Below are 25,646 nucleotides of genomic sequence, written 5' to 3'. Positions count from 1 at the left end.
TTTTCTCAAAAGTTTGGGTTAAGTTTTCTGGTCTAGTCCAGTTTGTTACAGATAGAGTAATGACGGTTTTTTACAGTCCGATGACATAAAGATTAAAAATTAACTAGCGCCGGCTGCTCTTGAGTATTTAGTACGTTTTATAGGAAATAGGAGGTTGTTATTAGATGTTTGGCTTAACTGAATAAGGTTTGTCATACTCGCGTTATCAGCAACCGGTTTTCAGTAAAGGAATGGCTACGTGATTTATGCTTTGATTGCGGCGATTGGACTTTCTCTTTTTATCTATAGCATCACAGCTAGACAACTAGATAGGGCGGAGCTCACCGCCCCGATGTGGTTTATGCTAACCGGTGGAGTTATCGGGTTAGCGCTTGGTAATACTGAGGATGGACAGCAGGCATTCGCTGTTGATATTGATGGTCTACAAACACTGCTGCCAGTTATTGAGCTGACGCTTGCGATTTATCTATTCTCCGATGCTGCAAAAACACGACTACGGGTGCTATCCCACAGTTTCCAGCTACCAGTTAAATTATTGCTCGGGCTGCCATTAACAATGGTATTCGGTGCTTGGATAGCTCATGAGCTGTTTCAGTTATCTTGGTTGGCTTGCTTTTTAATTGCGGTAATAATCACTCCAACCGATGCCACTTTATGCAAAACCTTCATTCAGGATAAGTCTGTGCCCACCAGATTACGTGAGGCAATTAATGTAGAAAGTGGCCTAAATGATGGCCTATGTATTCCGGTATTTCTGTTCTTACTGGGAGTATTAGCTGAGCGAACGCAAGCGACAACTGAATCATTTGCTGGGATTTTTATACGAGAAGTAGGGACTGCACTTGTTGTCTCGGGGTTACTGACCGGGGCGATCATTTGGTTACTTAAACGTGCCTATCAACATCATTTTTTTGCGTCTAAAACCAGCCCTTTTCTCTTTGTTGGTATCGCTTTTTTAGTTTTCTCGGTAACCCAAGTACTGCATGGCAGCGGTTTTATTGCTGCATTTGTCAGCGGTTTGCTGTTTGATAAATATTATCGTGATGCGTTTAAAGATCAGCTTATCGAGGAAGGGGAACACCTCGCTGAATTTGCGGCTTTTATCATTTGGATTGTGTTTGGTTTGTCGGCCAGTGTGGTGCTTTTGGCAGTCACAGAGTGGCAGGTTTGGGTGTACGCAGTGTTGGCGACTGCCTTATTTAGATTGCTCCCGGTATACCTTTGTTTATTAGGTGGTGATCTGACAACCAAAGAGCGTTTTACTTTAGCATGGTTTGGCCCTAAAGGCTTGGCATCGGTGGTGCTAACCTTAATGCTACTCAGCGAAGAGTTGCCAAATGGTTTGCTAATTACTCAAGTGGCGATGGCAACGGTGTTGCTGAGCATTTTTGTATTTGGGCTATCTAGTCGACCCATTTCTAAATTATTTACCAGTACTTTAGGCTGAGAGTGATGACTCTACATCATGAAAACTATACAAGGTAACTTCGCTCCAAATTGTATTGTTATATTATAACTCATTGTAAAGTAATATAATTTTTGTCACTTTGCTGAAATAAAAAAGTCATGTAACGCGCCTAGACTGTGCCTGCCTTACAGACAAATATTACGTTTCAGGAACAGTACAATGAATAAAAAGTTACTTACAGTTGCTATCTCTGCAATATTACTTACCGCGTGTGATGACGATACTAAAACCGTTGAGGTGATCAAAGAGGTTGAAGTCATCAAAGAGGTTCCAGTGCAAGAAGTGACACAAGTAAAGAATGTGATCCTTATGATCGGCGACGGTATGGGGCCACAGCAAGTTGGCTTACTTGAAGAATACGCTCAGCGCGCGCCAAACTCTACTTATAAAAATAAAGGCAACCAAACAGCGCTTTCTAAACTTGCTGCGGGTGGTCATTTGGGTCTATCGCTTAATGCGCCGCATGGGGCAACAGGCAGCCTTGTGACTGATTCCGCTTGTTCTGCAACACAGTTAGCTACGGGCATTGCAGCTGGCTCTGAAATGATAGGTCTTGATGCCGAAGGTAATAAAGTTGCAACTATCTTAGAAAAAGCTAAAGCAGCTGGTAAAGCAACAGGTCTTGTGTCAGACACCCGTATCACTCATGCAACACCTGCGGCTTTTGCTGCACATATGCCGCATCGTTCTTATGAAGCAGAAATCGCCGAACAGTTGGTACGTTCAGGCAATGTTGATGTGATGCTATCTGGTGGTGCACGTGTATTTGTACCAAAGAGTACACCAGATAATGCAGAGCTTAAAGCTCAGTTTGATGCGCTTGGTATGCCAAGTAGTGTATATAAAAAATCAAAGCGTGGCGATGAAACAAATCTCGTTGTTGAAGCAAAAGAGCAGCACGGTTATGGCCTTGCTTTTGATAAAGCACAGCTAAATAGTTTTGAAGGTGAGAAAGTACTTGGTCTATTTGCAAACTCAGGCATGAATGACGCAATTGCTTATAAAGCTTGTCAACAAAACGACAACTGTTCGCAGCCTTCACTAAAAGAAATGACAATTAAGGCTTTAGATATTTTATCTAAAGATGAAGATGGCTTTTTCTTAATGATTGAAGGTGGTCAAATTGATTGGGCGGGTCACGCAAACGATGCGGGTTGGATGTTAAACGAGCTGCTTAAATTTGATGAAGCTGTTGAAGCTGTGCATGAATGGGTAAAAGACCGTAACGATACACTAGTCGTTGTGACTGCAGACCATGAAACGGGCAGTTTTGGTTTTAGTTATTCAAAGCATGAGCGACCAGAAGCACAGACGCTGTCTGGTGATGGTATGTATGTTAACGGTGTTGCAAAAGAATATCACCCCAAGTTTAACTTTGGCCCACTTGCGCAATTAGACAAGCTTTACGCACAAACGGGCACCTTCTTCGATATTCTAGCGGCAGCAGCTCCAGATGAAGCCTATGAGAATGTGTCTGGCTCAACGTGGCAAGCAACAATTGCAGATATGACAGCGTATACAGTGACGCTAGATAATGCGGCAAAAGTTGGTCAGAGCGTATACGATGAAAATAGCGCGGATATGATCCCTGCGTTTGAAGACTTTAGTGATTTCTATGTGTATGCGAAAGAAGACTATACAGGTAAAATTGCACGAGCGCTTGCGTCAGAGCAAAACGTTGTTTGGGGCACGGGCACCCATACCGCTGCCCCTGTCCCTGTTTATGCTTATGGCCCGCAAGGGGTAACTAAGCAATTTTCAACGATGCAGCATCACGTTGATATTGCTAATAAAATGATGACTGCGCTTGGTTTAACTGAATAAACCAAGCTCAAAACTCATTAAGCCACAGCAATGTGGCTTTTTTCTGTCATTAAGGCCAGAAACTCATTTTGTGGTAGCGGCTTTGAATAGTAATAGCCTTGACCGAAGTCGCATCCTGCTTGTTTTAGCAGTTGATGTTGAGTGGCTGTTTCGACGCCTTCAGCAATAACACGTAAGCCCAATCGATGTGCCATTAGAATGATGGTCTCACAAAGTGTTAAATCGTCTTCATTAGTGGCGATACTGTCCACAAAGCGCTTGTCTATTTTTACAAAATGGCAATCTAATTGTTGTAAATAAGCCAAAGAAGAATAACCGGTGCCAAAGTCATCAAGTGCAAATTGAAAACCATGTTGTTTTAGTCGCTCAACACGTTGCTTAGTACGACTATCATTATGCAGCATCATACCTTCAGTAACTTCGAGCACGACTTGCTTTGCAGCGATGTTTAACGTGGTTAATTTGTCATGCCAAGATGCAAGTGTGCAGTTTTTCGCGGCAAATTGTACCGGAGATACATTAATACTTATTTGGGTATCATGACCTAAGTGCTGTAACTGAGTCAGGGTATCCAGTGATTGTGTGAAAGCAAAATCACCAATATTGTGAATTAATTGGGTTTCTTCAGCTAAGGGAATAAACTCAGCTGGGCTTACCATACCTTGCTCAGGATGACGCCATCGTATCAGTGCTTCTGCTTTTACAATATGGTTGTCATGCAATGACACAATCGGCTGATAGTGCATTTCAAACTGGCTGCGATTGAGCGCTGTTCGGATACCTTTAAGCATTTGCATTCTTGATTCTGCTACTTTTCGCAAAGTATCATCAAAGATGACATAGCCGTTGCGGCCTTGTTGCTTCGCTCGATACATTGCTTGGTCGGCGGCTTTTAATAGTGACTCAGCGCCATTACCGTCGTTTGGGGTCGCGGCAATTCCAATACTCGCAGTAATGTGGCACTGCTCATCTTGGATCTCAAATGGCTGTTTTAATGCGGACTGAATTTGCGCGGCGAGTGCCTTACACTCGGTTTTATCCTTATCATCAGGTAGGACAAACACAAACTCATCACCACCAATACGTGATAAAAACGCCTGCGGCGAGATTTTTTTGAGCCGCTCGGCCACGGATTTTAGTAATAAATCACCGTAATAGTGACCTAAAGTATCGTTAATATCTTTAAAATTATCGAGATCTAGTAGTAATACAGCCGTGCGTCGTTTGCTACTATTAACTTGCTTTTTCAGGTGCTTTTTGAGGCCAACGCGATTGTGCAGATCTGTGAGTTCGTCAAAATGCGCCTGTCGCCAAATTAGCGCATCTTTTCGTTTTATTTCTGTAATATCGGTGAAAATAGCAACACGACGGTAGATCTCTCGATTCTTGTCATAGACACTGTCGATGGTTAACCACTCGGTATACAGTTCACCATTTTTCTTGCGATTAACGATTTCACCTTGCCAGCGACCATGTTCATTTAATTGTTTCCACATAAGTTTATAGAAGCTGTGATCATGCTGCCCAGAGCTTAGTATGGAGGTTGATTTACCTAATACTTCTGCACGGGTGTATCCTGTCACTTTAGTAAATGCAAGGTTAGCGTCTAATATAAAGCCATTAGCGTCGGTAATTATCATGCACTCGCTACTGTTATTGTAAACTAGCGCCGCCAGATTTAAGGCTTCTTCTTGGTGTTTACGCTGACTAATATCACGAAAAATAAGCAGGGCTTGAGGGTGTGACTCAATCGCACACAGGCGACACTCAACAACTTGATTGGCTGTGGGGGAAAACTCCAGTTGTACGTAGGTGTCATCGTTTAACATCGCGAGCTCTGCACAGATCCTCTTGTATATATGCTCGGGCAACAGTGCCTCTAGGGTGTGAGCACCATCTGTGTAAGCACCATATCGAGACAAAATTTGTGCGTGTTGGTCTAGGCGTACATAACTATCTGGTAAGGCATTAATCAATGCTCTGACTACCGCGAGTCTGTGGTTGGCGTTATCTTCTGCGGCTAGCCTCGTTCTTGCCATGTGTGCAAAACGTTCAGCAATATGCTCAAACTCACTCGGTACTTTTGTAGCTTCAAAATCAGAGTCTTGTTTACCGGATTCTAATTTGGCAATGGCGTGCGTTAAAGTTCGTAATGGTTTAAGCAGTTGCTGTTTTAGCTGCCAATGTGTTTGCCAAAATAACAGGGCGACCACCGAAAAGAAAATCCCCAAGAATATGGCAAAGCGGTTGTCAATCTTGCTTAACTGAGATTCAAAATCAAAACTAAAATAAATTTGTAAAGCGCGGCCGCTGCTATCTAAAGGTTGTTTAACATAGACTAAGCGGTTGCCTTGTGGCGTTTTAAGTAAGGTCGCTTGCTGTTGCAAATTGCGAGGCCAAGCTGTACTTACAGCGCGACCAAGCTCAGCCTTAGAGGCTGGGTATTGTGCAATGATCTGATCTTTTGCATCAGCTATCATAACGCGCGTCCCAACAGGCAAAGGTAGTTTTGCAAGGGTTTGACTCCAATGAGTCAAGCCTTTTACGGCAACGAGCATAAACAAAAACTGCTGCTGTTGATCATAAATAGGCAGTGCAAAGTTCACGGTAGCGCGCTGCATGCTTCTGTCTATCTGGTATTCACCGACACTGAATTTGGCGGTGCGCATGGCCGCTTTAAAATAGCCTCTGTCAGCAATATTAATGGCACCTTGTCCGGTTTGGTGCGTGGTACAGAGAACATCTCCTTGGGCGTTGACTATGCCTAGGTTCGCCAAATTTGGGCTGAGAAGCATCGCATGATACAAAAGGGCAGGGCAATTGCCATTGTCTACTTTAAGGTGGTCAATACGAGTCGATAATTGCTGCAACACAAGTTCGGTATCGGCAAGCTCTACCTGTTGGATAGCCGCAACCTGCTTAGCATAATGTAAAGCTTGTTGTGACTGTTGTGTTAACGCCTGCTGACGTTGCTCACATAATAAGAATAAAATAATGATCAAACATGGTAAGCAGAGTAGAACAAGTAAGCGATAAAATCGAAACTTTATTGAAGAATTTAGAATAATCCCACCTGTGGAGCTGATCAAAGAGCGCGAATGATACCGAATCCAAAGGGGACAACCAAGCAAATTTGCATAAATAATTCACTGTTTTTGGGACTGTCACGCTCTCCTTGAAGTTAGGAATTTTTAATTTCTAATTTTAAAGTATGAGATGATTATCAAGTCAAAATTATTGGTGTTTTTTCTGTTCTCCACTTTTTTCCACCAAATTCATGATCTTCCACAAATCCCGCGATTTTTCTGGCTTGCAAAGGTGTTAAAGGTACCGACTTAGCTTGACAAAAGTGCTTGTCAAGCCCTAGACTGTTCTTCTGTGGTAAAAAGTGGGTTTTAGTGGATCAAACTGGATCAGCCAACTTATAAATAGGGTCACTCATGTTTCGAGGTGCAAGTTCGCTAGCTTTGGATGACAAAGGGCGCTTTGCGGTACCAACCAAGTACCGTCAACCGCTGCTGTCTGAAGCTCAGGGGACGGTTATTTGTACTATTGCGATCAATGAACCTTGTTTGTGGCTTTACCCACTCACCGAATGGCTAGAAATTGAGACCAAATTAAGTCGCATCTCTAACACCAATCCCAGAGTAAGGCGCTGGCAACGCATGTTGCTCGGTCATGCTACAGAATACCAACTAGATAAAAACGGCAGAATTTTATTAGCTCCGGCACTACGAGCACATGCACAGCTTGGGAAAAAAATTATGCTAGTTGGATTGCTAAATAAATTTGAAATTTGGGATGAAGAACGCTGGTATCAGCAAATGCAAGCAGATACTGAAATTGAACATTCAGGAAACTTTGAGGAAAGCCCTGAATTGGAAAACTTTTCCTTGTAGGGGTAGATAAATTAATGAGCGAAGAGTTTAAGCATATTTCGGTGTTAATGGCCGAAACATTAGATGCTCTAGCAATCAATCCCGAAGGTATTTATATCGACGGAACATTTGGACGAGGTGGGCACTCAGGCGAAATCCTCAAGCGATTAACCTCTGGGCGTTTGCAAGCGATTGATCAGGATCCTCAAGCGATCAAAGCTGCTCAGAAGTTTGCTGATGATACGCGCTTTGCAATCGCGCGCAGTCGTTTCTCAGAAATAAAATCAGTCGCTGAAGAGGCTGGAATTTTAGGTCAAGTCGACGGTATTTTACTGGATATAGGCGTGTCTTCTCCTCAACTTGACGATGCCGATCGTGGTTTTAGTTTTATGAAAGACGGGCCACTGGATATGCGGATGGATCCTGATTCGGGTCGAAGTGCTGCTCAATGGCTCGCTGAAGCTGAGCTAGAAGAAATGGTGTTTGTGATAAAAAAATACGGTGAAGAGAAGTTTGCCACCCGTATTGCACGTAAAATCATCGAAATACGCGAGCACACCGCAATTACCACCACGGCGCAATTAGCACAATTAATTGATGATGCTGTGCCTGTGAAAGATAAGCACAAGCACCCCGCAACTCGCACTTTTCAAGCTATTCGAATTTACATTAACAGTGAGTTAGAAGAAATTCAGACGGCATTGCAAGCCTCCCTATCGGTATTAAAACCTGGTGGGCGGTTAGTGGTGATCTCGTTCCATTCCTTAGAAGATCGTATCGTAAAGCAGTTTATCAAGAAGCAGAGTAAGGGAGAGGCGATACCCAGAGGTCTGCCTTTAACGGATGAACAACTTAAACAAAATCTCACCTTAAAGGCAGTGGGTAAAGCCATTAAACCGAGCGATCAAGAGATTGCACTGAACCCACGCTCTCGCAGCTCGGTATTGCGAGTGGCGGAGAAGCTCTAATGAATGCCAGCAAGCAACGCCAACCGAATCTGTTTGTCGAAATTAGCCACTTCTTAATTTCTAATAAGCTGACGGCGTTGTTGCTGGTGACGATCTTGATTTCTGCACTTTGTGTTGTTCAGATCACACATTTAACTAGGCAACAATTAATACTACAAGATGAGCTATTACAGCAACGTGATGAATTAGATCTGCAATGGCGTTACCTCGTTGTTGAAGAGGAATTTTATTCACAGCATGCAAGGATTGAAGAGATTGCCAAGATGCAGCTAGAAATGAAACGTCCAACAAGTAAAGACGAACAGGTGATTGTGCTGCCATGAATAAGCCAAAGCAAAAGACTCAATCAATCATCACTTGGCGCTTTGCGCTGGTATGTGGCGTGATGCTTATGGTTTTTATGACTTTGGTCGCACGAGCGGCATTTTTGCAAGTCATAGAGCCTGATAAAGCGATTAAAGAAAACGAAAAGCGTACAGTTCGTGTTGAAAAGTTAAATGTTCAGCGCGGGATGATTTTTGACCGAAATGGTAAAGAGCTTGCGGTAAGCGTACCTGTGGTAAGTGTGTATGCTGATCCTTTAGCTATCGATAAAGCGCTGGCAAAAAAGGTACTTCGTAAAGCTCGTAAAGAGGGAGAAGACCACAAAGCATTGGCACAAAATGAGCCAGAGCTGACATTGCGAAAACAAGCTTGGTATGATGATGAAATCCGCTGGAAAGAACTAGCCGATGTGCTCAGGCTAAAACCACAAAGTGTAGATGAACGGCTTAGGGGAGACCCAAGCCGTCGTTTTGTTTATTTAAAGCGGCAAGTGACAGCAGTCGTCGCTAATTATATTCGTCAAATGCGCCTACCAGGCGTTCACTTGCTTGATGAGTCTAAGCGCTTTTACCCAAGTGGTGAAGTCACGGCACATATGATAGGTGTAACCGATATTGACGGCAAAGGTATTGAAGGTGTGGAGCGGATGTTTGATTCTGCACTCACCGGCACTGCTGGTAAACGAACAATCCGTAAAGATGCTCAAGGCCGTGAGGTTCAGGTTTTATCTGAAGAACAACGGGTTGAGCCTGAAGATGTGTACTTAAGTATTGATTTACGTATTCAAGCCATCGCATACCGAGCGCTCAAATCCGCAGTTTTGAGCTATAAAGCCACTTCTGGTTCAGCAATAGTAGTAGATGTTCACACTGGTGAAATTTTAGCTTTAGTAAACAGTCCAAGTTTTAATCCTAATGATCTGAGCACGGCAGCGCCCTATAAACGTCGTAATCGCGCCATGACAGACTTATTTGAGCCAGGTTCAACACTAAAGCCTTTGGCGGTGTTAGCAGGATTACATTATGGCGCAATCCAAGCTAATGACACGATAAATACACACCCTGGTTGGATGAACTTAAGTGGTGGGTTAGTTAAAGATACACGTAATAATGGGGAGCTAAGCCTCAGAGAAATTCTTAAAATCTCCAGTAATATGGGGGTGGCTAAAATTTCGCAAATGCTACCGAAAGAAGCATTCATCAATTTATATCAACAAGCTGGTTTTGGCGAACCGACAGGGTCAAATATGATTGGTGAAAGCGCCGGATTGTTTTATCCAAACCGCCGCTGGTCTAACTTCGAAATAGCAACTTTGTCTTATGGCTACGCGGTTTCTGTGAGTACGGCACAAATGGCAAGGTTATATGCCATGTTTGGCGCTGGGGGCATATTGAGACCTTTGACCATAGTGAAGCAAGACGAAGTCCCAGAGGGGAGACGTATATTTAGCGAGCAAGATACTCAAGCTGTAGTGGAAATGATGGAATCTGTGTTTGAGCGTGGCGGCACCGCCCATAACGTAAAAGTTGATGGGTATCGCGCTGCGGGGAAAACCGGTACTTCAGAAAAAGCAGTAGCAGGCGGCTATGGTGATGAGTATGTTGGTTATTTCGCGGGGGTTGCACCGGTGAGCGATCCGCGACTTGCGGTGGTTGTTATGGTTAATGAGCCAGCAGGTGATGTTTATTACGGCGGCCAAACTGCGGGACCGGCTTTTGCAGAAATCATGTCTAATGCACTAAGAATTTTAAATGTAGCGCCAGATAAAGGGCGTGTAGCGTATGTTTCAGGAGCCGATAATGATGCGTGATTTGGCTCAAATATTAAGTGAATTTGGAGTCAATACTCATACTATTGAAGTTAAGAACTTACGAATTGATAGTAGAGCGATTGAACCTGGAGATTGCTTTATTGCGTTACAGGGGCATACCCAAAACGGCGCTAAATATGCTGCCAGTGCAATTGCGCAAGGAGCTAAGTGCGTATTAGCTGAAACAGCAAGTGAACCAAATGTGGCACCAGAGCAGGTTATTTTTGTGGATAACCTAACTGAGAAACTAGCGGCTATCGCTGCCCAATTTTATTGCCAGCCAAGCAAAAAGCTGAAATTAACAGGGGTGACCGGTACCAACGGCAAGTCTACGACTACTGCCATGATTGCTAATTTAGCCACTTTAATTGGCCGCGCAGGAGCGGTGGTTGGGACTCTTGGCTTTGGTCATCCTGATACACTTATTCCATTGGCAAATACCACGCCATCAAATGTCGACTTACAACGTATTCTCGCTACGTTGAGCCGCGATTTTACGCACGTAGCTATGGAGGTTTCCTCTCACGGTTTAGTTCAGGGGCGCGTTGATGAATGTGACTTTGATGTGGCGATTTTCACTAACCTGACTCGTGATCACCTTGATTATCATGGTGATATGCAAAGCTACGCAGAAGCCAAAAAATTACTTTTTACTCGTTGTGCGCCTAAGCACAAGGTCATCAACATTGATGATGAGGTTGGCGCTAGCTGGGCGCATGCCCTCAATGATGAAACTCTCGTTGCTTACGGGCGCTGGGATGCAAAACATGCGTTCAAGCAATACGTATTTTTTGATGCAGTATCAACACATCCGCATGGTTTGAGCGCGACATTAAAAACCAGCTGGGGTGAGTGTCAAATTAACGTGCCACTTTATGGTGAGTTTAACCTGTATAACTTAACTGCTGCGTTTGCCAGCTTACTCCTTCAAGGAGAAAGTCTCGAAACACTAGCCTGTGCCTGCGTTAAATTATCGCCGGTAGCTGGGCGTATGGAGCCTTATAGTGCACCAGAAAAGCCAACTTGTATTGTCGATTATGCCCATACCCCCGACGCTTTAGCGCTAGCGTTACAAGCATTACGTGCACATGTCCCGGGCGAGCTTATCTGTGTGTTTGGTTGTGGTGGTGATAGAGACAAAGGCAAACGTCCTGAGATGGCCCGAGCGGCGGAAAAGTTTGCGGATAAATTGGTGATCACCAGTGACAATCCTCGCAGTGAAGATCCTAATGTAATCATTGCAGATATTAAGGCAGGACTCATCAACCCCGAGTATGCTGTCTGCCAGCCAGATAGAGGGCTGGCCATTCAACACGCGATAGCGCTGGCTGATAAAAATAGTGTGGTGTTGATCGCGGGTAAAGGTCATGAAGATTATCAGATTATAGGTACTGAGCGCATTGATTTTTGCGATAGGCAATGTGTTACAGCGATTTTAAAAGGGGAAAAGGCATGATCAAGATGGATTTCTCTTGGCTTGCAGCAGTCTTAAAAACCTCTTACAACGGGGAGAATTTGGCAGTCGCCAACATCAATACGGACACCAGAACCATTGAGTCTGGAGAAGTATTTTTAGCGCTTAAAGGGCCTAACTTTGATGGCCATCGCTTTTTGGAAGTGGCTAAGGCGCGGGGCGCGATAGCGGCTATTGTATCTTGTCCTGATGAAGATATTGATTTAGTGCAGTTTGTCGTTGATGACACCCGTATTGCTTTAGGTCAAATTGGTAAAGCTGTGATTGACACTGTGGCGCCTAAAACCATTGCGATCACCGGCAGTGTTGGAAAAACCACGGTAAAGGAAATGTGCGCTGCTATTTTAGCGCAAAAAGGCAAAGTGTTAGCAACAAAAGGTAATTTTAACAATGATATAGGTGTTCCTTTAACCTTGCTGCGGTTGACTGAAGAAGATCAATATGCAGTGGTTGAATTAGGTGCTAATCATTTAGGGGAAATAGCCTATACCACCGCGCTCGTGAGTCCTGATGTTGCCACTGTATGCAACGTTGCACCTGCACACATTGAAGGGTTTGGCTCAATAGATGGTGTAGGTAAAGCCAAAGGGGAAATCTTTTCAGGCCTAAAAGTAAATGGTGTCGCTGTGATTAACGCTGATAGTGATTACGCTGCGATGTGGCAAGAAAACCTAACTGTCACGAATGTTAAACGTTATAGCTTACATGAACAGCTCGACATATGGGTGGACGAGGTGGCGCTAGACGAGTTGGCTAGACCTACCTTTAAGTTATGCCGAGACAACCAGAGTGTCAGGGTTAGCTTACCACTTTCAGGACAACACAATGTCAGTAATGCGCTCATTGCTGCGGCGTTAACAACTGAGTTAGGTGCCAGCCTTGAAGAAGTGGCTACGGGTCTTGCACAGATGGCTGAAGTGAAAGGCCGAGTCAACATGATCCAAGTGTCAGATACGCTACGAGTTGTTGATGATACTTACAATGCCAATGTCAAATCGGTCAACGCCGCCATTGATTTACTGGCTTCGATGTCAGGCTATAAAGTATTAGCGCTAGGTGATATGGCTGAGCTTGGTGAAGGGGCTCGTGAGTATCACAAAGAAGTAGGCGAGTACGCGAAACAGCAAGGCATTGATGAGTTGTTTTCTTTGGGGGTGCTAAGTAGTAGCGCCAGTAATGTATTTGAAAAACCAAATCGTCATTTCTCCACAAGAGAAAGTTTGATGAAGGCGTTAAAAGTAGTGTTGGCTGAGCAATCAGGCCGATGCACGGTCATTGTAAAAGGATCACGTAGCGCGCGGATGGAATTGCTGGTTGAAGAATTAGTAAACGCTGGCCAGTCGGATAACGAGACAGGAGAAGTAACATGTTAGTTTGGCTAGCCGAGTATCTTACCCAATACTATTCGGGGTTTAACGTTTTTTCTTACCTCACTTTAAGAGCGATTTTAGGTATTTTAACAGCCTTGATGATCTCTTTATATTTCGGTCCAAAACTTATTGCGGCACTACAGCGCATGCAGATTGGACAAACAGTACGCGATGATGGCCCTGAATCTCATCTTTCTAAATCTGGTACACCAACCATGGGCGGGATTTTGATCCTTGCAGCTATTTTTACCAGCACGTTACTTTGGGGAGATTTGAGTAACAAATATGTATGGGTAACGCTGTTTGTGATCGGCAGTTTGGGTATTGTGGGTTTTGTTGATGATTATCGCAAAGTGATCCGAAAAGACAGTAAAGGCCTTATCGCCCGTTGGAAATACTTTTGGCAGTCAGTGATCGCAATCTCTACCGCTGCATTTTTATACTTCACCTCAACCAATGCGGCTGAAACAACCCTAGTTGTACCATTTTTGAAAGATGTCCTGCCGCAACTTGGTTTGTTCTACTTGGTGATGAGCTATTTTGTGATTGTGGGCACTTCAAATGCCGTTAACCTTACAGACGGTCTTGATGGGTTGGCGATAGTACCAACTATCTTGGTTGCTTCGGCTCTTGCCATTATCGCTTATGTGACTGGTAACGCGAATTTCTCAAGCTACCTTCATATTCCTCATTTACCACTAACAAGTGAGTTGGTGGTGGTCTGTACTGCAATTGTTGGTGCTGGACTTGGCTTTTTATGGTTTAACACTTATCCCGCACAAGTGTTTATGGGGGATGTTGGCTCGTTAGCCCTTGGTGGTGCACTTGGCATTATTGCAATTCTGGTGCGCCAAGAATTGGTGTTGATCATTATGGGTGGCGTATTTGTTATGGAGGCACTGTCCGTTATTTTACAAGTTGGCTCGTACAAGCTCCGAGGACAGAGAATTTTTAGAATGGCACCTATTCATCATCACTATGAACTAAAAGGCTGGCCTGAACCTCGCGTGATCGTGCGCTTTTGGATCATTTCAATCATTTTGGTGCTAGCAGGTCTTGCCACGTTGAAGATTAGATAATGACGTATATTGAACAATTACAAAAAAAACATATCACCGTACTGGGGCTTGGCGTCACAGGACAAGGGATTGTGCGTTTTTTGTTGTCGCACGGTATCAATCCAAAGGTGGTAGATAGCCGTCCGGTTCCTCCCTGTGCAGATTGGCTGAATCATAATGCACCGGATTGTGAGGCGGTATTTGGCAACCTTGCAGATGCCGCTTTGGCACAGACCGACCTTATCATTATCAGCCCAGGGATCCCGCTTTTTGAACAGAGCGTGGCACAGGCTATTGCTAAGGGAGTGGAGGTAATTGGTGATATTGAACTATTTGCTCGACTGAACACTCGCCCTGTTATTGCTGTAACAGGATCAAATGGCAAGTCGACAGTGGTGAGTTTAGCAACAGAAGTACTCAAAGCCGCAGGGTTAAAAGTCGGACTTGGCGGAAATATTGGCACGTCAGTACTGTCAATACTTGATGATGAACACGATGTGTATGTGTTGGAGCTATCTAGCTTTCAGCTAGAAACAACCCACAGCTTAGCTTGCTTGTCTGCGATGATCTTGAATATTACAGAAGATCATATGGACAGGTATCCAGATTTTCAGGCCTATATTAAAGCCAAGCAGCGTATTTACCAGCATGTTGAACATATTGTTTTTAATGCTGAAGATCAACATACCTTTGCAGAACATGGTCAAGGCAGCAGTGTATCCCTCACTGAAGGGGATTATCATTTGATGAAGGTGGCACACGAACCTTATTTTGCCTACAAGCAAACGCCATTATTGCCTGTAAGCTCGCTTGCGATGGTGGGTAAACACAATCAGTTTAATGCTTTGGCCGTGTTGGCATTATTGGCGCCGATGCAGCTGCCAACTAGCGCATTTGTCACTGCACTTGGAGCGTTTCGTGGCTTGCCTCATCGCTGTCAATTGGTCGCGGATGTTGCTGGTGTGCGCTATTTTAACGATTCGAAAGCCACCAATGTAGGGTCAACGGTGGCTGCGATTGAATCATTAGCAAGCACTAAGCGAAATATTATCTTGATAGCCGGCGGTGATGCCAAAGGTGCCGATTTAACACCGTTGAAAGCACCGCTAAACGCACACTGTAAAGCTCTATTTTGTTTTGGTCAGGACGGTGAGCAGTTTATGCCGCTGCTGCGCAACAGCCATAGAGTCAATAATCTTAAAGAAGCGGTTATTGCGGCAAAGAGTATTGCTACCATTGGGGATATTGTCTTGCTTGCGCCTGCGTGTGCCAGCATAGATATGTATCCAAATTATATGGCTCGCGGTGATGAGTTCGTTCAGTTAGTGGAGGAACACACGCTTGTTTAGTATCACAAACCTAAGAGAGGCTTTAACGCCTCGCCAGTCCGAAAGCTTGTTTGACGTGCCATTGATGTACTGCATGCTGATGCTTATTGGAGTGGGGTTTGTGATGGTCACGAGTGCATCAATGCCGGTTGCCGAGCGCCTGTTTGATAATCCGCTGCACTTTACTATTCGGCATGTCATTTTTTTAGTCGGCTCTTTTTTACTGTTTTGGTTTACCTCAAATATTCCGATGACTTGGTGGAAACGGAGCAATCCATATTTGTTACTTTTTGGACTGATATTATTGGTTGCAGTACTGATTATCGGCAGAGAAGTGAATGGCGCGAGACGATGGATCCCGTTGGGGCCGTTTGGTCTGCAAGTTGCTGAAGCGTCAAAGCTATTTTTCTTTAGTTATATTGCGGGTTATTTGGTACGCAAACGCGATGAAGTACAAGAGAATATCAAAGGCTTCGCCAAGCCCATGATAGTATTTGCGGCTTACGCATTTTTAATTTTAATGCAGCCTGACTTAGGAACTGTAGTGGTCATGTTTGTCACAACGGTTGGTTTGTTATTTTTAGCAGGCGCAAAGTTATGGCAGTTTTTCACTTTGATGTTAACAGGGGTTTCTTTGGTGGTGTTACTCATCATCATTGAGCCTTATCGAATGAAGCGAGTAGTCGGTTTTTTAAATCCTTGGGAAGACCCATTTGGTGCCGGTTATCAATTAGTACAGTCGTTGATGGCTTATGGACAGGGAGGCTGGTTTGGTCAAGGTTTGGGCAATAGCATCCAAAAACTACAATACCTGCCAGAGGCGCATAACGACTTTATTTTTGCTGTCATCGCTGAAGAGCTCGGGTTTGTTGGTGTATTCAGCATTATCATTTTACTGGGTGTGTTAGTGACTCGAGCGCTTTTTATTGGTCAAAAAGCACTGAAGGCTAATAAGGAGTATGAGGGGTACTTTGCGCTGGGGATTGGTATTTGGTTTGCTTTTCAAGCCGTTGTAAATATTGGCGCAAGTGCAGGGATCTTGCCCACCAAAGGCCTCACTCTGCCATTTATCTCTTATGGTGGTTCGAGTCTTTGGGTGATGACAATTGCGGCTGCTATTCTACAGCGTATTGATTTTGAAACTAAAATGTCGACAAGGCAAGCAACATCCCGTGGAGGTAGGCGATGACAAAGCGTCTTCTTGTGGTTGCGGGCGGTACAGGAGGGCACATTTTTCCTGGTATTGCTGTAGCGCAGTTTCTACAAAGCCAAGCCTGGCAAGTGAGCTGGGTTGGGACTGCCGATAGAATGGAAGCCGACGTGGTTCCACGTTACGGCTTTGAGATAGATTTTATTGCCATGAAAGGGGTTCGTGGTAATGGTATAAAACGCTTAATTACCGCGCCATTTATGGTGCTGAAGGCCATACTTGCAGCCAAAAAGATATTGCGACAACGTAAGCCCGATGTGGTTTTGGCTATGGGAGGCTATGTGACGGGGCCTGTTGGTGTGGCTGCAAAACTGCTTGGGATCCCTTTGGTGATCCACGAGCAAAATGCAGTTGCGGGAATGAGTAACAAACTGTTGGCTAAAATTGCCACCAAAGTATTGGCAGGGTTTCCAGGAGCATTTAGTGAAAAGCTCGCTGATGTCGTAGGCAACCCTGTGAGAGCGAGTGTGGCCGAGATAACAGAAAAATCGCCTTCGGTACCGTTAAACATATTGATAGTGGGTGGCTCGCTTGGCGCACGTGCACTCAATGAAGTGGTACCTGAAGGGCTGGCTCAGTTACAACAACAAGCACCTGATGTATCACTGGCAGTTCGCCATCAAAGTGGCAAAAATAATCAAAATGACGTGCAAAAATATTATGAAAATGTGGGTGTTAATGCTGAGGTCAGCGAGTTCATTCATGATATGGACACCGCATACGCTTGGTCAGATATTGTAATTTGCCGGGCAGGCGCCTTGACTGTAAGTGAAATCGCGGCTGCTGGAAAAATGGCAGTATTTGTGCCTTTCCCACATGCTGTTGATGATCACCAAACAGCGAATGCTCAGTTTTTAGTCTCAGCGGGGGCTGCACAGCTAGTACAGCAATCACAGTTGAGCGCTGAAACACTCACGCAGATATTATTGCCCTTAGTCACTGAGCCGAAAAAAATTGCACTGATGGCGGCTAAAGCGAGACAATGCGGTAAGTCGGAGGCAACGGCTAAAGTTGCCCATATTTGTACAGAATTATCGAATTAGGAATGTAAATGGAAGCTTCAAGCAGAAGAGCAATGCGACGTATCAACACCATCCACTTTATTGGAATTGGTGGTGCTGGTATGGGTGGTATTGCCGAAGTGCTGGCCTTTGAAGGTTACCGTATCACAGGTTCAGATATTGCTAACAGTGCAATGACTGAGCGTTTAAGCAAAATGGGCGCTGAGGTTTTCATAGGCCACCATGCCGATAATGTAAAAACCGCAGATGTGGTTGTAGTATCTAGCGCAATTAATGAGCAAAACCCAGAGATCCAAGCTGCGCTTGCCAATCGAACACCGATTGTTCGACGTGCAGAAATGCTTGCCGAACTGATGCGCTTTCGCCACGGTATAGCAGTCGCTGGAACGCATGGCAAAACGACAACAACAAGCTTGATTGCGAGTATTTTTGCCAAGGCACAGTTAGATCCTACTTTTATCATTGGCGGTCTATTAAATAGTGCTGGTAGCAACGCCAAAGTAGGTAGCAGTGAGTACCTTATTGCGGAAGCAGATGAAAGCGATGCGTCGTTTTTACACTTGCAGCCAATGGTATCTGTAGTTACAAATATCGAAGCAGATCATATGGATACTTATGACGGTGACTTTGAAAAAATGAAAGACACCTACATAGAGTTTATCCATAATTTACCGTTTTACGGTTTAGCGGTTGTTTGTATTGACTCCCCTGTAGCAAAAGAGCTACTACCTCGCTTTGCAAGACCCACTATTACTTATGGCGAAGCGGCGGACGCTGACTATCAGTTATTTGATTTCACACAAACACAGAGTGAATCACACTTTAAAGTAAAAACAAAAGAAGGTGAGGTGCTTGAGGTTACACTCAATATGCCAGGTAAGCACAATGCTCTCAATGCTGTGGCGTCGATAGCTGTTGCTAAAGATCACAACATTGAAAATGATGCGATTTATCAAGCATTAGCGAGCTTTGAAGGCGTTGGCCGTCGCTTCCAACATTATGGTGCATTTAACAACGAAGTTGGAGAAGTGATGTTAGTTGATGACTACGGACATCATCCCTCTGAAGTCGCTATGACCATCCAAGCTGCAAAAGCTGGCTGGCCAGATAAGCGCCTTGTGATGATCTATCAGCCTCATCGTTATAGCCGCACAAGAGACCTATATGAAGATTTCGTAAAAGTACTATGTGATGCTGATAAGTTACTGCTGTTGGATGTTTACAGTGCTGGTGAAACACCAATTGTTGGTGCCGATAGTAAAAGTTTGTGCCGTAGCTTACGTCAACGTGGCGTAGAGCCTATTCATATCAGCGATCATGCTGAACTTGCGCAAGTATTAGCAACCACGCTACAAGATGGGGATTTAGTGTTAACGCAAGGGGCTGGTAATATTGGCCAAATCGTAAAACAGCTAGCCGCAACAGGGCTATCAATAGAGCAATTAAAACAGAGTAAGTTATGAGTAGTCAGTTTGGTAAAGTAGCAGTATTACTTGGTGGCAGTTCGGCTGAGCGAGAAGTTTCGCTTAAGTCTGGTAATGCGGTATTAAATGCTTTTGTTAGCCAAGGTGTTGACGCAATTGCTTTTGACCCAGCAGAGCGTAATTTATGGGAACTGAAAGAACTCGGTGTGGAACGCGTATTCATTGCGCTACATGGTCGTGGTGGCGAAGATGGCACGATTCAGGGTGCTCTTGAGTTTATGGGGATCCCATATACAGGCAGCGGTGTATTAGGCAGCGCGCTTGCGATGGATAAAGTCCGCTGCAAGCACTTATTTCAGTCGGCAAAGCTCAGCACTGCACCTTACGCTGTCGTGAGCAAAGAAACGGGATTTGATGCTAAGGCACTCATAGCACAATTTGGTAAAGTTATGGTCAAGCCGAGCCACGAAGGCTCTAGTATTGGTATGGCACAAGCCGATAGCGAAGAAAGCCTCACTGGAGCACTAAATAACGCCTTCAAATTTGACGACCAAGTTTTAGTAGAGCAATGGATCACAGGTCGGGAATTTACGGTGTCTATGCTAGGTAAAAATGCGCTCCCCGTTATTGAAATGCGTACCCCACGTGGGTTTTACGATTACGAAGCTAAGTACCAAGTTAATAGCACTCAATACTATTGCCCTGCAGAGATTAGCGCAGCGCATACTGAACAATTACAGGTGATGGCAAAACACGCGTTTGAATTGGTTGGCGCGACGGGGTGGGGGCGAGTTGACGCAATGCAAGATGAGCAGGGGCATTTCTATTTATTGGAAGTCAATACCGTTCCCGGCATGACAGAAAAGTCTCTCGTGCCTATGGCTGCAAAAGCAACGGGTGTAAGTTTTGAGCAATTAGTTGTTCGCATTTTGGAGCAAACCCTTTAAGATGCGAGCATTTTTGGTGAAGGCAAAGCTTATCAGTTCCAAAGTGAACTGGCCCCTATTCTGGGGACTGGGCTTTTTCTTTGCTGTTATTTTTACATTGATACGAGGTACATACTGGGTAAGCGATTGGTTAGTCGTGCATCATGATGCACAGATAAAAACGCTAAAAGTACTTGGTAAGCCTTATTTTACCAATGAAGATGACATTGTAACGGCGATAAAAACGACCGACTTAACGAGTTTCTTTAAATTGGATGTAAAAGCGGTGCATGAGGCCGTAAAGTCGCTTCCATGGATTGCCACGGTATCGGTTAGAAAACAATGGCCGGATACACTGCAAGTATATGTGGTGGAGCATAAACCCGTTGCACATTGGAATAGCGACTTATTACTCAATAGTGATGGTGAAGTATTTCAAGCGATAAGCAACAAATTACCAGAAGGGCTACCGGAGTTATATGGCCCTGAAGGCAGTGCTGAGGAAGCTTGGCACACATTTAAGCAGTTTAAAGCTTTACTAGCCGTGAACCAGTTTACGTTGGAGAGTCTCGCGCTTTCTGAACGTTTTGCTTGGCAATTATGGCTAGATAACGGCATCCGCTTGAATTTGGGACGAGAAGATAAAGCCAAACGAGTACAACGTTTTATAGATGTATATCCTCGCATGGAGCGCCCTGAAGGCAAAGTAATAGACGTGATTGATTTAAGATACGACACGGGACTGGCAGTGAGTTGGAAAGAACCCATTGAGCAGAAAGAACAACAAAATAACAAGAGTGAAGCATGACGAAGTCGGCAGAAAGAAACTTAGTGATTGGATTGGATGTGGGCACATCAAAGGTCGTCGCCACGGTTGGGGAAATCACTGTGGACAATCAACTTAGTATTGTCGGTGTTGGGCGCCAAGATTCTCACGGAATGGACAAAGGCGGAGTGAATGACTTAGACCTTGTTTCTGAATCCATCAAACGTGCCGTAGATGAAGCTGAGCTAATGGCAGATTGTCGAATTAGCTCGGTATATTTGGGAATTTCTGGCAAACACATTCAATGTCAAAATGAAAGCGGTGTGGTCGCAATTAACAACGCGGAAGTGACGGATGATGATATTGCCAATGTTATCCATATTGCACGCTCTGTGCCTATGTCTGCTGAGCGCAAAATGCTGCATTCATTGCCACAGGAATATAGCATCGATATGCAAGAGGGAATTAAAAACCCACTAGGCATGAGCGGTGTTCGAATGGAGGCAAAAGCTCATATTATTACATGCTCGAATGATATGGCTAAAAACATCGAAAAGTGTGTTGAACGCTGCGGTCTACAAGTTGATCAGTTGACGTTTAATGCACTGGCGTCGTGCTACTCGGTACTGACGGAAGATGAAAAAGAACTGGGTGTTGCAGTATTAGATATCGGTGGTGGCACCATGGATATTGCAATTTATGTTAATGGTGCATTGCGTCATACCGCGGTTATTCCTGTTGCTGGAAATCAAGTGACGGGAGATATTGCAAAAATATTTAGAACACCTATTTCGCATGCCGAGTCTCTGAAAGTACAATATGCGTATGCCGCAAGCCAAATGGCCTCAAGTGAAGAAACCATAGAAGTACCAAGTGTGGGTGGGCGACCTGCACGGATAATGTCGCGTCATACATTATCTGAAGTAGTAGAGCCTAGATTCAGAGAGCTATTTGAATTAGCGCAAGACGAAATTCGTCGTTCTGGGTTTGAAGACCAAATTGCGGCTGGCCTTGTGCTCACCGGCGGTAGCGCCAAGATGCAAGGAGCACAAGAAGTAGCTGAAGATATATTCCAAATGCCAGTCAGAATAGGTAAACCGATTGGTATTAAAGGATTAACTGATTATGTGGATGACCCTGCATATGCAACAGCCGTTGGCCTATTACAATATGGTCGATCGCTGCAATCGATGAATGCACAGAAGTCGAAAGCAGATGTAGAGGGGAGTTGGTGGAACCGTGTTACAAAATGGTTCCAAGGCGAGTTTTAATACTCAAGTCGGAGAGTGAAGATGTTTGATATTATGGAACAGCACAGCGAAGAAGCTGTCATTAAAGTCATCGGTGTTGGTGGCGGTGGTGGTAACGCCGTAGAACACATGGTGAATCAAGAAATTGAAGGTGTTCGTTTTATTGTTGCGAATACTGATGCACAAGCGCTACGCCGTTCATCTGCGGATGTTACGGTACAGCTTGGTACACAAATTACTTCGGGCTTAGGTGCTGGCGCAAACCCTGAAGTGGGTAAAAGCGCAGCGGAAGAAGACCTTGAGACTATAAAAAGTAGTCTAGAAGGCGCCGATATGGTCTTTATTGCCGCAGGTATGGGTGGTGGTACAGGTACTGGTGCTGCACCTGTGGTTGCTCGCGCGGCAAAAGAATTAGGTATTTTGACTGTCGCTGTAGTTACGCGCCCATTTGACCTAGAGGGCAAAAAGCGTATGGCGGCAGCAGAGCAGGGGATTGCCGAGTTGTCAGAAATTGTAGATTCACTTATTACAATTCCGAACAACAAACTGCTTAAAGTTCTTGGTAAAGGGACTACACTGCTAGATGCGTTTGCTAAAGCGAATGATGTACTCTATGGCGCAGTTCAGGGGATCGCAGAGCTGATCACCCGTTCAGGTCTAATCAACGTTGACTTTGCAGATGTAAGAACGGTGATGTCAGCAATGGGGACAGCTATGATGGGAACTGCATCAGCAACAGGCCCAGACAGAGCGCAAGAAGCTGCTGAAGCTGCAATTTCTAGCCCGTTACTCGAAGATGTTGATTTAACTGGCGCAAAAGGTATCTTGGTAAATATTACTGCGGGTATGGATATCACTATCGAGGAGTTTGAGGTCGTCGGTAATCATGTCAAAGCACTGGCGTCAGAAAATGCGACAGTTGTGGTTGGTGCGGTAATTGACCCTGAAATGAGCGAAGAGCTAAGAGTTACCGTCGTTGCTACTGGTCTTGGTGGAGATCGTCGTCCTCAGTTTGGTATTGTAGACAATGGTTTCAAGCAAGCGTCAGGTTCGGATGCGGTAGGTGGAGCACAATCAAGCTCACAAACTAGCATGTATGTACCAAGTTTTACACAGCCACAAACGTCATCAGCTGAGCCTGAACAGCCAGCTGAAGCGCCAGCTCCTCAAGTGCAAGAGCAAAAAGCAGCACCGAAGCCGGCCACAAATGCGAGCAATGATAGTAAGGAAAAAGGCGACTACTTCGATATTCCTGCTTTCTTGCGTAAGCAGTCAGACTAAAGTTGGTATAAAAATTAAACAGAGATTGGCAGTTTGGCGGAACTATGTTATACTCCGCCGCCTATCTGAAATTTAAGTGGGCGAATATATGATTAAACAACGTACGATTGCACAAGTCGTAAAAGCCACAGGTGTAGGTTTACACAAAGGTGAAAAGGTCACGATCACTCTCCGACCAGCTGGTGTGAATACTGGTGTTGTATTTCGCCGCGTTGATCTAGACCCAGTTGTTGACTTTGAAACAACGCCAGAAGCTGTGGGCGACACGCAACTGTGTACGTGTTTAACGAATAAAGACGGTGTTCGCTTGTCTACTACTGAGCATTTAATTGCTGCGGTAGCTGCACTTGGGATTGATAATCTAATTGTTGAATTAGATAGCGCTGAAGTGCCGATTATGGATGGCAGTGCATTGCCATTTATCTACTTAATTCAGAAAGGCGGTATTGAAGAACAAAATGCTGCTAAGCGTTTTATTCGCATTAAAGAGAAGGTGCGTGTTGAAGACGGCGACAAATGGGCTGAAATAGAGCCTTACGACGGCTTTCATATCGACTTTGAAATTGACTTCAACCATCCTGCAATAAATGCGAGCCGCCAACGTATTGGTTTAGACATCACTGCACAAAGCTTCACTGAAGAGATCAGCCGAGCGCGTACTTTTGGTTTCATGCGAGACATTGAGTACATGCACGCTAATAATCTTGCATTAGGTGGCAGCATGGATAACGCAGTGGTGCTGGATCAGTTTAAAGTATTGAATCCTGATGGGCTTCGTTATGCGGACGAATTTGTAAAGCACAAAATTTTAGACTGTGTTGGCGACATGTTTATGGCGGGCCACAACATTCTAGGAAAAATTTCATGCTACAAATCAGGTCACGGCCTTAACAACATGTTACTGCGCGAGATTATGGCGACAGAATCAGCATGGGAGTGGGCAACCTTTGAAGAACCGGTCAGCATGCCTGCACCAGGTATGGAAGCTGGTATCAATACTGCAACTGCTTAAAAATCCTAATTGGTATTAATAAAAAAATGACGCTGAGGCGTCATTTTTTTTGCGCTGGGGTTGCGTGTTTGGCTAATTTTTCTAGCTTGGCCTTCAATGAAGGTGGTGCCGACTCTGCTAATGCCAGCAGTTGCTCGCCAGTTGCTTGGCTCATGTTACGGTTAGCTTTGTAAGCTGTGGATGGTGACTCAACAGTATTGTTTAGCCGCTGTTGTGCCTCAGGGTTTGTTGTGATTTTCACTAAAGCGCAGTCATGAACACCCGCCTTTCGAAAAGCGCTAAGTATATCCATTTTTAAAAAGTTGAGGCGTGTGGCTAGGGTCGCTGAAGCGGCCTCTATTGTGAGTGTGCCTTCTCGATAATGCGCGACTCGACACTTCTTACTCAAAATAGGTCCGAGCGTCTCGACTAAGCAAGTTTGTAATTGTGCGGCCTGCGCACTTTTTTGGCCATACTGATTGAGTTTATCAGACCACCCACCCATAACTTCATCCAATGGCTTTGGATTGTAGCGATTTTTAGCCAATGACTTGCTTCCCGTAGGTTGAAAAATAAAAAATAACCGCCATATCAACAAGTACAGGTACATGACGTATCGTATTTGTCGTTTCTCAGTCTCTTTGAATTATAACAGAGACTCGATATTGAGAAATCCATAAGTACTAATATTTGTGTGAATACAAATCTGGGATTTGAGAAATAAGCGAGTTAATACCAATTTTCTTAATTAAGAGGTCTATTTTGAGGCAATAAAATCTTGTCGATAACTAGGCAAAAAACTTGCTCTTTAGTTGTTCTAAATAAGAAATTTTTAACGCTGTTAGCGTCAGATTTGCTCCTTCAAATTGAGCAAGTATTAAGTCAAATTGGTATAACTTATTTCTTAAAAAAACTCATCTAGCGTATTTACCCTGAGGGTTTGATAAGGCGTGCCCTAACTTGCTGTTAAGGCAAAGCTTAATTTATCTCATTGTCTAGCGTCGAAAATGGCTGCTAGAAAGGTATTAATTATCTGAAGCCCAGGCTATTTACCTTCTTTCGTCATGTTATCTGTATGGATAAATTGAGCTTCTGTCAGTTTACACCCTAAATTGAACAAGTGTTGAGCAAGATAGTGTTAGCTATCATCAGCCGTGCGCTTGGTCAATTTGTGTGAAAAACTGGCTGTGCGAAAGGTACTTATTATCCGTTGCTCAGGTTATATGACCAGTCAAACCAAATCGATGAGGCGCTTTAGAGTGATGTGTCAATAA

The 25,646-nt window shown here is 44.4% G+C and carries 20 protein-coding genes; 18 read left to right on the top strand and 2 right to left on the bottom strand.

Going from position 1 to position 25,646, the window contains the following annotated elements; genetic code table 11:
* Positions 1 to 238 precede the first annotated feature (238 nt).
* Together D9603_RS09435 and D9603_RS09430 are read left to right on the top strand one after the other, a co-directional pair.
* Positions 239 to 1,447, top strand: a complete 1,209-nt coding sequence (locus tag D9603_RS09435) for a cation:proton antiporter (protein WP_128731109.1) — start codon at positions 239 to 241, stop codon at positions 1,445 to 1,447.
* Positions 1,448 to 1,627: 180 nt separating this feature from the next.
* On the top strand, positions 1,628 to 3,292 hold the full coding sequence (locus D9603_RS09430) for an alkaline phosphatase (RefSeq protein ID WP_128731108.1): 1,665 nt from the start codon (positions 1,628 to 1,630) through the stop codon (positions 3,290 to 3,292).
* A 17-nt stretch (positions 3,293 to 3,309) separates the two neighbouring features.
* Here the strand turns inward: D9603_RS09430 and D9603_RS09425 are convergent, their stop codons facing one another.
* Positions 3,310 to 6,294 (bottom strand): EAL domain-containing protein, encoded by a 2,985-nt coding sequence (locus D9603_RS09425; RefSeq protein ID WP_241651632.1) that lies wholly within the window; start codon positions 6,292 to 6,294, stop codon positions 3,310 to 3,312.
* A 438-nt stretch (positions 6,295 to 6,732) separates the two neighbouring features.
* On the opposite strand from D9603_RS09425, the gene mraZ reads away from it, so the two are divergent.
* The 16 genes from mraZ (at position 6,733) to lpxC (ending at position 24,393) form a co-directional block, all read left to right on the top strand.
* Positions 6,733 to 7,191: a division/cell wall cluster transcriptional repressor MraZ gene (gene mraZ / locus D9603_RS09420; RefSeq protein WP_125251058.1), complete on the top strand. Its 459-nt coding sequence runs from the start codon at positions 6,733 to 6,735 to the stop codon at positions 7,189 to 7,191.
* A 14-nt stretch (positions 7,192 to 7,205) separates the two neighbouring features.
* A complete protein-coding gene (gene rsmH / locus D9603_RS09415) occupies positions 7,206 to 8,138 on the top strand; it encodes a 16S rRNA (cytosine(1402)-N(4))-methyltransferase RsmH (protein ID WP_128731107.1) in 933 nt (310 codons plus the stop codon).
* Complete coding sequence (gene ftsL, locus D9603_RS09410; RefSeq protein WP_128731106.1) at positions 8,138 to 8,461, top strand: cell division protein FtsL; 324 nt, start codon at positions 8,138 to 8,140, stop codon at positions 8,459 to 8,461. Before rsmH ends, ftsL begins: the two co-directional genes overlap by 1 nt.
* Complete coding sequence (locus D9603_RS09405; RefSeq protein WP_128731105.1) at positions 8,458 to 10,272, top strand: penicillin-binding transpeptidase domain-containing protein; 1,815 nt, start codon at positions 8,458 to 8,460, stop codon at positions 10,270 to 10,272. The genes ftsL and D9603_RS09405 overlap by 4 nt, the downstream gene beginning before the upstream one ends.
* Complete coding sequence (murE, locus tag D9603_RS09400) at positions 10,265 to 11,728, top strand: UDP-N-acetylmuramoyl-L-alanyl-D-glutamate--2,6-diaminopimelate ligase (protein ID WP_128731128.1); 1,464 nt, start codon at positions 10,265 to 10,267, stop codon at positions 11,726 to 11,728. The genes D9603_RS09405 and murE overlap by 8 nt, the downstream gene beginning before the upstream one ends.
* Positions 11,725 to 13,119: a UDP-N-acetylmuramoyl-tripeptide--D-alanyl-D-alanine ligase gene (murF, locus tag D9603_RS09395; RefSeq protein ID WP_128731104.1), complete on the top strand. Its 1,395-nt coding sequence runs from the start codon at positions 11,725 to 11,727 to the stop codon at positions 13,117 to 13,119. The genes murE and murF overlap by 4 nt, the downstream gene beginning before the upstream one ends.
* A complete protein-coding gene (gene mraY / locus D9603_RS09390; protein ID WP_125251063.1) occupies positions 13,113 to 14,195 on the top strand; it encodes a phospho-N-acetylmuramoyl-pentapeptide-transferase in 1,083 nt (360 codons plus the stop codon). Before murF ends, mraY begins: the two co-directional genes overlap by 7 nt.
* A complete protein-coding gene (gene murD, locus D9603_RS09385) occupies positions 14,195 to 15,523 on the top strand; it encodes a UDP-N-acetylmuramoyl-L-alanine--D-glutamate ligase (protein ID WP_128731103.1) in 1,329 nt (442 codons plus the stop codon). Before mraY ends, murD begins: the two co-directional genes overlap by 1 nt.
* Positions 15,516 to 16,691, top strand: coding sequence for a cell division protein FtsW (ftsW, locus tag D9603_RS09380; protein ID WP_128731102.1), 1,176 nt, complete (start codon positions 15,516 to 15,518; stop codon positions 16,689 to 16,691). The genes murD and ftsW overlap by 8 nt, the downstream gene beginning before the upstream one ends.
* Positions 16,688 to 17,755 carry an undecaprenyldiphospho-muramoylpentapeptide beta-N-acetylglucosaminyltransferase gene (gene murG / locus D9603_RS09375; protein WP_128731101.1) on the top strand — a complete coding sequence of 356 codons (1,068 nt, stop codon included), beginning with the start codon at positions 16,688 to 16,690 and terminating at the stop codon, positions 17,753 to 17,755. Before ftsW ends, murG begins: the two co-directional genes overlap by 4 nt.
* Positions 17,756 to 17,763: 8 nt before the next feature.
* Entirely contained in the window at positions 17,764 to 19,197 is a 1,434-nt protein-coding gene (gene murC, locus D9603_RS09370) for a UDP-N-acetylmuramate--L-alanine ligase (protein WP_128731100.1), read from the top strand.
* Complete coding sequence (locus D9603_RS09365; protein ID WP_128731099.1) at positions 19,194 to 20,105, top strand: D-alanine--D-alanine ligase; 912 nt, start codon at positions 19,194 to 19,196, stop codon at positions 20,103 to 20,105. The genes murC and D9603_RS09365 overlap by 4 nt, the downstream gene beginning before the upstream one ends.
* A gap of 1 nt (position 20,106) precedes the next feature.
* Complete coding sequence (locus D9603_RS09360) at positions 20,107 to 20,892, top strand: cell division protein FtsQ/DivIB (protein ID WP_128731098.1); 786 nt, start codon at positions 20,107 to 20,109, stop codon at positions 20,890 to 20,892.
* Positions 20,889 to 22,121: a cell division protein FtsA gene (gene ftsA, locus D9603_RS09355; protein ID WP_125251070.1), complete on the top strand. Its 1,233-nt coding sequence runs from the start codon at positions 20,889 to 20,891 to the stop codon at positions 22,119 to 22,121. The genes D9603_RS09360 and ftsA overlap by 4 nt, the downstream gene beginning before the upstream one ends.
* Positions 22,122 to 22,142: 21 nt before the next feature.
* Positions 22,143 to 23,381, top strand: a complete 1,239-nt coding sequence (gene ftsZ / locus D9603_RS09350; protein WP_128731097.1) for a cell division protein FtsZ — start codon at positions 22,143 to 22,145, stop codon at positions 23,379 to 23,381.
* A gap of 88 nt (positions 23,382 to 23,469) precedes the next feature.
* Positions 23,470 to 24,393 carry a UDP-3-O-acyl-N-acetylglucosamine deacetylase gene (gene lpxC, locus D9603_RS09345; RefSeq protein WP_010368639.1) on the top strand — a complete coding sequence of 308 codons (924 nt, stop codon included), beginning with the start codon at positions 23,470 to 23,472 and terminating at the stop codon, positions 24,391 to 24,393.
* A gap of 40 nt (positions 24,394 to 24,433) precedes the next feature.
* Here lpxC and D9603_RS09340 read toward each other — a convergent pair whose 3' ends face one another.
* Positions 24,434 to 24,919 (bottom strand): DciA family protein, encoded by a 486-nt coding sequence (locus D9603_RS09340; RefSeq protein ID WP_194086961.1) that lies wholly within the window; start codon positions 24,917 to 24,919, stop codon positions 24,434 to 24,436.
* Between the last annotated feature and the right edge of the window lie 727 nt (positions 24,920 to 25,646).

The sequence above is a fragment of the Pseudoalteromonas sp. PS5 genome (assembly GCF_004103255.1).
Taxonomy (GTDB): domain Bacteria; phylum Pseudomonadota; class Gammaproteobacteria; order Enterobacterales; family Alteromonadaceae; genus Pseudoalteromonas; species Pseudoalteromonas peptidolytica.
This window is presented reverse-complemented; position numbering and strand designations above follow the sequence as displayed.